The following is a 7027-nucleotide window of genomic DNA, read 5'->3' as shown; positions in this document are numbered from 1 at the left end:
ACCGTGCCTCGCCAGATACCAAGGTCCGCACCGATCTCTTTGTCCGTCTTGCCCTGCGCTGCGAGCAAAATCATCTTGGCGCGCTCGGCCAGTCGAACCGGAATCGTCCGGCCGGTAGCCCACGTCTTCAACTGTTTGCGCTGTGCTTCGCTCAGCTCAACTTTCGCCGCGATTCTCATGAGTTCTCCCTCCATGTACATGGAGACTCACAAATCGCGATTAAGTTGCATTATTTGTGACGCATCACACTAGCTAGCGATTATGGTGCTTCCCGAGTGGAAGTGCCGCGTCGCCGTCGGGCCAAATCTCGGCACGACGTCGCGCGGCAGTTTGGCTTCGTGCGACCGATGAACAGATCTATAAAAGGGTGCAGGCTTGATCGAATTCGAGGCGGGGCGCGCGCGCAAACAGATTTGACTTGTCGCCGTACCCGAGATTGCAAAGGAAGTTCGACTTAATGTGACCTTCGGGAAAGAATTCTTCGGCGGAATTCGGCTCGCTCTTTCCTGCACCAAAAAATTCCTCGTCGACCTTGGCGTTGTCGAACCCCGACATAGGTCCGCAATCTAGTCCTAACGCACGCGCAGCCAGAATCAGGTAAGCGCCTTGCAAACTGGAGTTGCGTTTCGCCGTAGCGTCGACTAGTTCCGGTGCATTGGCGAAGAGATCGCGCATGCCAGGATCGTGCGGCAATAGCTGCGGCAACTTCTCGTAGAATTTCAGGTCGTGAGCGATGATGGCTGTCACCGGAGCATTCATCGTCTTGTCCACGTTCCCGGGAGCGAGTGCGGGCAACAGCCTCTCCTTTGCCGCCTTGGTGCGCAAAAAAAGGATCCGTGCGGGATTGCCGTTGGCGCTGGTGGGAGCCCATCTCATCAAGTCGTAAACCTGACGCAAGATTTCGTCCGACACCGGCTCGGCCAGCCACGCCCTGTACGAACGTGCCTCACGAAACAGAACATCGAGCGCAACATCGTCTATAGCGTTTCTCATAAATTCTCCAAAAGCGGAAGGCCGCGGCTGACTCGCACGAAGTGCTCGCTCACGCGGCTACGATTAAACATTTGATATCAGCGCGACCCATCCAGACCTCAACCCGTGCATCAACACCTGCGGCGACGGCGCGCTGGACATATTCCCTTCTTGCATTCCCGAAGCTGCGGCCCCTACCATTGCCGGGAAGCATCTACCCTCGATGAGGGCACCCAATGTCACACGACCAAACGCTTGCCTGATAATAGATTGATAGCGAGAGCGTGCATATGTCCTGAATTGCAAAGCAACTTTGCGCGCGGTAGAACGCCAAACATTCAACGCGTCCGCAATGTCTGGTTGCGGACGCAATTATAGCCCTCCTCAGTCACCCGCATCAGGTCGTAGAATCGACACTTATAAGGATTCCTATTTTAATAAGGCACATGCTACCCACCCCTACTCCGTTACGACGTATCAGAACTTCTGCTGCAGACCGATCATGACGCCAAGCTGATCCGCGCCAGTTTCGACAGTGCCGCCAGCCGCAACCGGGTTGGCAGCCAGCGCACTGTTGAACATGTACCCGACCGACGTGTACACCATCGTGCGCTTCGATATCAGGTAGTTCACGCGACCGATCAGCAATGTCGAATTCGCGTCATTTTTCCCCGCCGGCCCCCGTTGCAGGTAACGCACCCCTTCTGCGTCGAAGTAAAGCGAGGGCGTTGCATAGTACGTCGCCCCCGCGAAGAAAATATCTGTCTGCAAATGGGTCGCGGCTGCCACGTTGTTTCTGACCCAGCCGACACCGATCTTGGTTGGGCCCAGAATCACGTAGCCGTCGACGATGTTGTGCGTATCGGTGTACGCGCTGTTGTTCAGCGGCGCCGACGCACCCGTACCACCGCGCATCACGTCGTAGGATGCTGCCGCACCGAAGCTCGCTGAATCATAGGCAAGCAGCGCGGTGTATTGCCGGCACGCAACGAAGTCGCCCGGCACCTGTCCTCCGCAGTTGGTCGCCGCCGGGCCCGCAGGACCGGCGGCGTCGCGGCCAAAGCTGTATGTTCCGCCGAGCGTGACGCCATGGAATTTGCCGAGATAGCCAACCGCGTTGTCGCTGCGCGAGTTCGGCAGATACGGGTCGAAGCTTGCCATCGAGTGAATCGAAGGGCCGATCACATCCGCGTTCGTCAGCGCGTACATCGTCATGTTCATTTGCCGGCCGAGCGTGAGTGAGCCGTAGTCGCTGCTTACCCCGACATTCGCCTGACGGCCGAAGAGGCGCCCGCCATAGTTCAGCGAACCAGTGCCCGGCTGAAAACCGCTCTCCAGGACAAAGAATGTCTTGTAGCCACCGCCGAGGTCCTCGACACCCTTCAAGCCCCAGCGTGACGGTACTTCACCCGTCAAAGTAGGCAGCCCAACCTCCGATCCACCGTGGACTGTTGCGTGGTTGTAGTACGACAGCCCTGTATCGACAATTCCATATAGCGTGACACTGCTTTGGGCATACGTGAACCCTGACGCCGCGACGAGCAACGTCGCGCTCCATTTGATTTTCATGACGATCAAATCTCCATTTTTGTGGCGCAATGCCTGGTTTTAAAAGACTAGGGGAACGCTGATCAATAAGCTCATTAATATTATTAGGATAACTTATCGTATAAATATCAAGTGGATGCGATAATCCGATCTGAACCCGTGTCATTGCGATCGACCACCCACGCCCGTTCGCATCTCTATGTTGTTGTTGTTGTTGCACGGCGCGTGGACGTGCATCTATCGCGACGGTTCGCGGCAATCGCCCAGGCCGTGCCTCAGGGCGCGGCGTTTAGTGCAACCAGTCCTCCAGTCATGAATCCCGGCGCAAGGCGGAAGCCTTCTATCACCAACCTGTTTCATGCGAGACTGGCTCGCTGCCCAGTAGGCAAAGGAGACGGTTGCATAACCCGGGGCCCTTGGACGGCGGGAAGCCGAGGAAACCCTCCTTGCCTCCTCTCTCTCAGCTATCCGCTCTTGTGGCGTCGTCGGTGATGAACGTGCTCTTGAGCGTGCCAATGCCTTCGACCCAGACCTCCATCTCATCGCCGGGCTCGATGAACTGGTTGTGCGGCATACCGACGCCCGCCGGCGTGCCCGACAGGATCACGTCGCCCGGATACAGCGTGACGCGACTGCTCAGGAAGGCGAGTTGTTCGGCAACGCTGAAGATCATCTCGGCGGTACTCGAATCCTGACGCAGCTCGCCGTTACGCCAAAGACGGATTCCAAGTGACTGAACGTCCGGAATGTCTTCTGCTGGCGTGATCCAGGGTCCAAGCGGGCAACTTCCCTCCCAACACTTCTGGGAGATCCAGTCGAAGTGGAACGGTGAATGCACGCCAATGTAGTCGCGTACGAATACATCTCGCAGGGAAAGATCGTTGGCCACGGTGTAGCCAGCAACATACGACAACGCGTCCTCGACTGCGACGTTGCGTGCCGGACGTCCAATGACCACCGCGAGCTCTGCCTCCCAATCGACGCAGCGGCTGTAAGGCGGCAAGGTCACGTGTTCCCCGGTACCCACCACCACCGAGCATGACGGAGCCTTGATAAAATGCCACGGTGCTCCCGAAACCGTGTGAGGATCGGGCGACGGTGGCATATTGAACGCGCGGTCCATCTCCGCGACGTGATCATAGTAATTCGCGCCTGCGCCGTAGATGGTTCCAGGTAGCAGCGGCGCCAGCAGCTTTACCGCATCGAGCGCGAAGCCCGGCAGCGACGTCGTCGATGCGCTAATGCGAGCGGCTGCCTCGCGCAATTGCGGACCCAATCTGTCCCACTGGCCGATAAGTTCAGTGACCGTCAGGTCATGCATGTCAAGCTGCAGCAACTCGCCAAGCTGCGGGCCATATGGATAAACACGCTCGCCAATCAGCAGGCCGGCGCGCGCTCGCCCTTCGTCGTTGAAACTCAGCAGATGGTAACGGTCGTTCATGTCGAATTGTCCTGCCGCTTAGAAGCGATCGCCGAAATCGAAGACGTCCTCGTCCTGGAATCCTTCGTAATACTGAAATTCCCACCAGTTGTAGTCGAGGTCCTGAAGATAGAACGAGTACACGCCATGTTGCAGCGTCACGTCGGTAATCTGGCGAATCTTGTAATGATCCTTGTACTCGTACGCCGAACGATGAGCAGCGTCGACTTCTTCACGAGTGCGCACGTCGAGTCCCCAGTGGGTAAGGAACGAGACGTCGTGAATCTTGTCGCCCACTTCGACGCAGAACACATGGAACTTCAAACCCAGCCGGAACGCGAATGCGGGGGCCGCATGGCGCACGGTTTCAAGACCAAGGAACTCCTCGTAGAAGCGCCGTGTTTCGGCAATGTCGCGGCACTCGAGCGTGCCATGTCCGAGCACGTAGGGCCGATTGATCGCACCGCTGTTTTTCAGCGGGACAACTGCCTCGCCAGGGATTTCAAGCGTCATAAGATGCCTCCATTGTGCTATGTACGGCTGGTGTGTCGATCGGCGATTGTGTGGCCTTACGCCGCGGTCTCGGCCTGCGTCAGGAACGCATCGGCGTGGAAGGCCGCTGCAGGAAGACCGCACATGCTCGTGAAGTCTTCCCGTGCTGCGTTGACCATCGCCGGGGCGCCGCACGCATAAACCTCATACCCAGAAAGGTCCGGAAAATCGTCGGCCACCGCCTGGTGAACCCAGCCCGTGCGCCCGGTCCAGTCGCAATCCATTCCCGGTTCGGACAGCACCGGCACGAAATGGACGTTCGGATGATCCTCCGCCCATTTGCGCGGCAGATCGGCCAGATACAGGTCGCGCCGCTGGCGGCCACCCCAGTAGATGTGAAACTCACGAGCGCTCCCGCGTTGCAGTGCAGACTCGACGATGGCTTTAACAGGCGCGAAGCCGGTTCCGCCTGCGAGCAGAATGGCGGGCTTGTCGGATGATTCGCGAAGGAAGAACGAACCGAACGGGCCTTCGAAGCGAAGCATCTCCCGCGGGGCAAGCTCCGAGAATACGTGCTCGGTGAAGCGGCCGCCCGGGTGATGGCGAATGTGCAACTCGATATGCGTCAGCGACACCGGATCGGGCGGCACAGCGATCGAGTAGCTGCGGCGCACGCCGTCCGGCAACAGTACGTCTATGTACTGACCAGCGCGGAAGAAGAAGTTCTCGTTCAGCGGAAGTCGTAACCTCAGAACGGCAACATCGGGCGCCGGTCTCGCGATGTCAGTCACCCGGCAGGGGTAGGTCGAAGCCTTGACGACATCGAGGCCGGTTAACTCCTCCACCTCGATGGTCAAATCGGAAAGCGGCTTCGCCGAGCATAGCAATGCGTAGCCGTCCTCTCGCTCCTTGGGTGGCAGGGCTCGTTCGAGTACGTGACCATGCTCGACGCGCCCCTCCACGACGCGCCCCTTGCACGCGCTACAAGCGCCCGAGCGGCAGCTATAAGGAACGAAAAGACCGGCCTTCATGGCTGCCGCCAATACCGTTTCGCCCTCTTCGACGACATAGCGATTTCCGCTTGGCTTCAGTAGTATTTCAAAACTCACTCTCGCGTCTCCATTCTTGAGTCCAACCCCCACCCGGCTGCCCTTCACGTTCCGACCCCACCGCTGGCGTAGCGCTACCGGGTCGTCGCGCAGTTGTACGGCGGCATCCACCAGGCCCGCGAATACATCTAAGTCGGGCGATGCGCGCTGCCGCTCGAGGACGCTGAAAGTCGATGTCATCCCCGCCACCGCGACAATTATTGCAAAAGCAACCAAGCCATGATCGAATTAGAGCTCACTAAAGTTGTTTTTGCAACTAATTATGCGGTCTGAAAATACCAGGAGTTACCCTAACGGAAACGGCCCACCAGCCTTCGCAATGCGGATGCATCGACATCCATACTCAGGTAGTTCCGCACGACTTCCCCGCCTACGTGGGACGCTATCCAGACGCGCCTTGGCCTTCGATGTCCGAGGCTAAGCCTTGTCACCGGCACGTCGTCATCTCATCCAAGGTCTATCGAACGGTATCGAATCAGGCATGGGACGTCGACGTTCGACGCGCTGACATGAACCGGCTCGAGGTCGGACGGAAAGTGCCTTCCCCCATGCCGGAACTGTTGTCGTATTGGCTCGACCCTGCAGACGGCGCAGCTTCACAACAAGCGATACCTGAGCGCTATCGATATCGTGGTGAAGGAACGTGAGACCGTGATGCGAGAATTGGCCTTGATGGGCATAACTGCGGGGGCGTTGTTTCCCTGACTTGATGGTAGTTGCGAGGAATTAAGGTGGACGCGCCAGCCGCAGGCCGAACGCGTGGTTGAAAACCTCCTGTCGCGTGACGCCAAATGACAGTACGGTGCGCTGAGGACGCCCACGCTGATGGACGTCACTCCCCCTGCCCCGCGTGGCTCATGCGTCGTCGTGCATGCATACCGCCTCGATGTTGTTCCCGTCCGGATCGATCAGAAAGGCGGCGTAGTACGTCGGGCCGTAGTCGGAGCGCAGCCCGGGCTTGCCGTTGTCCACGCCGCCCCCGCGTATGCCTTCGTTATGGAAGCGCTCCACGGCTGCGCGGCTCGTCGCCTCGAACGCGACGTGCACGCCGCGCGGCGCCGCGGCGACCGCACCCGCCCCATGCAGCCACAACTGTGGCTGCCCCGGTGTGCCGAATCCCGCGAGCTCGCCTTCGTGCATGCACAATTCGAAACCGAGCGGCGCCAGCAGTTGCTGATAGAAGCGCACACTGCGCGGCACGTCTGATACTCTCAAGCCAATGTGATTGAACATATGCGTCTCTCCTGAACGGCAATTGACCGTGCAAACAGCATAGAACGCACACGCGGATCATGCCTGGGGAAAATTGCCCCGGCCGCAGGGAACTGCGACGTGCCCTTCCTTTTCCGCCAGCGTGCCGACGCGTGGAATCGTGGAGCTTTTCCACACATCTGCTCTCTGGAAGCTGACGACGTATAGCGGACTCAACCGATCCGGCGGCGGACCAGCGTCCGCGTTGACACAGCAATGCGTTAGCGGCAGAACA

General features: G+C 58.8%; 7 protein-coding genes. All 7 read right to left on the bottom strand.

Going from position 1 to position 7027, the window contains the following annotated elements; genetic code table 11:
* A partial coding sequence (locus GNZ12_RS17665) for a helix-turn-helix domain-containing protein (protein WP_235993790.1) occupies positions 1–179 on the bottom strand: 179 nt, incomplete at its 3' end.
* A gap of 178 nt (positions 180–357) precedes the next feature.
* A complete protein-coding gene (locus GNZ12_RS17660) occupies positions 358–993 on the bottom strand; it encodes a malonic semialdehyde reductase (RefSeq protein ID WP_172311978.1) in 636 nt (211 codons plus the stop codon).
* A gap of 456 nt (positions 994–1449) precedes the next feature.
* Positions 1450–2541, bottom strand: coding sequence for a porin (locus GNZ12_RS17655; RefSeq protein ID WP_172311976.1), 1092 nt, complete (start codon positions 2539–2541; stop codon positions 1450–1452).
* 439 nt (positions 2542–2980) lie between these two features.
* Positions 2981–3961 carry a fumarylacetoacetate hydrolase family protein gene (locus tag GNZ12_RS17650; protein ID WP_172311974.1) on the bottom strand — a complete coding sequence of 327 codons (981 nt, stop codon included), beginning with the start codon at positions 3959–3961 and terminating at the stop codon, positions 2981–2983.
* 18 nt (positions 3962–3979) lie between these two features.
* Positions 3980–4453, bottom strand: coding sequence for a VOC family protein (locus tag GNZ12_RS17645; RefSeq protein ID WP_172311972.1), 474 nt, complete (start codon positions 4451–4453; stop codon positions 3980–3982).
* Between the two features lie 56 nt (positions 4454–4509).
* Positions 4510–5541, bottom strand: a complete 1032-nt coding sequence (locus GNZ12_RS17640; protein WP_172312011.1) for a CDP-6-deoxy-delta-3,4-glucoseen reductase — start codon at positions 5539–5541, stop codon at positions 4510–4512.
* A gap of 855 nt (positions 5542–6396) precedes the next feature.
* A complete protein-coding gene (locus GNZ12_RS17635) occupies positions 6397–6774 on the bottom strand; it encodes a VOC family protein (RefSeq protein WP_172311970.1) in 378 nt (125 codons plus the stop codon).
* Between the last annotated feature and the right edge of the window lie 253 nt (positions 6775–7027).

The organism is Paraburkholderia solitsugae, assembly GCF_013177695.1.
In the GTDB taxonomy this organism is placed as follows: domain Bacteria; phylum Pseudomonadota; class Gammaproteobacteria; order Burkholderiales; family Burkholderiaceae; genus Paraburkholderia; species Paraburkholderia solitsugae.
The sequence above is the reverse complement of the archived record's forward strand: the minus strand, read 5'-3'. Positions and strand labels throughout refer to the sequence as shown.

Bases quoted from the DNA above. Each gene is read 5' to 3' on its own strand.
- GNZ12_RS17660 (WP_172311978.1), bottom strand. From the start codon at position 993: ATGAGAAACGCTATAGACGATGTTGCGCTCGATGTTCTGTTTCGTGAG.
- GNZ12_RS17655 (WP_172311976.1), bottom strand. From the start codon at position 2,541: ATGAAAATCAAATGGAGCGCGACGTTGCTCGTCGCGGCGTCAGGGTTC.
- GNZ12_RS17650 (WP_172311974.1), bottom strand. From the start codon at position 3,961: ATGAACGACCGTTACCATCTGCTGAGTTTCAACGACGAAGGGCGAGCG.
- GNZ12_RS17645 (WP_172311972.1), bottom strand. From the start codon at position 4,453: ATGACGCTTGAAATCCCTGGCGAGGCAGTTGTCCCGCTGAAAAACAGC.
- GNZ12_RS17635 (WP_172311970.1), bottom strand. From the start codon at position 6,774: ATGTTCAATCACATTGGCTTGAGAGTATCAGACGTGCCGCGCAGTGTG.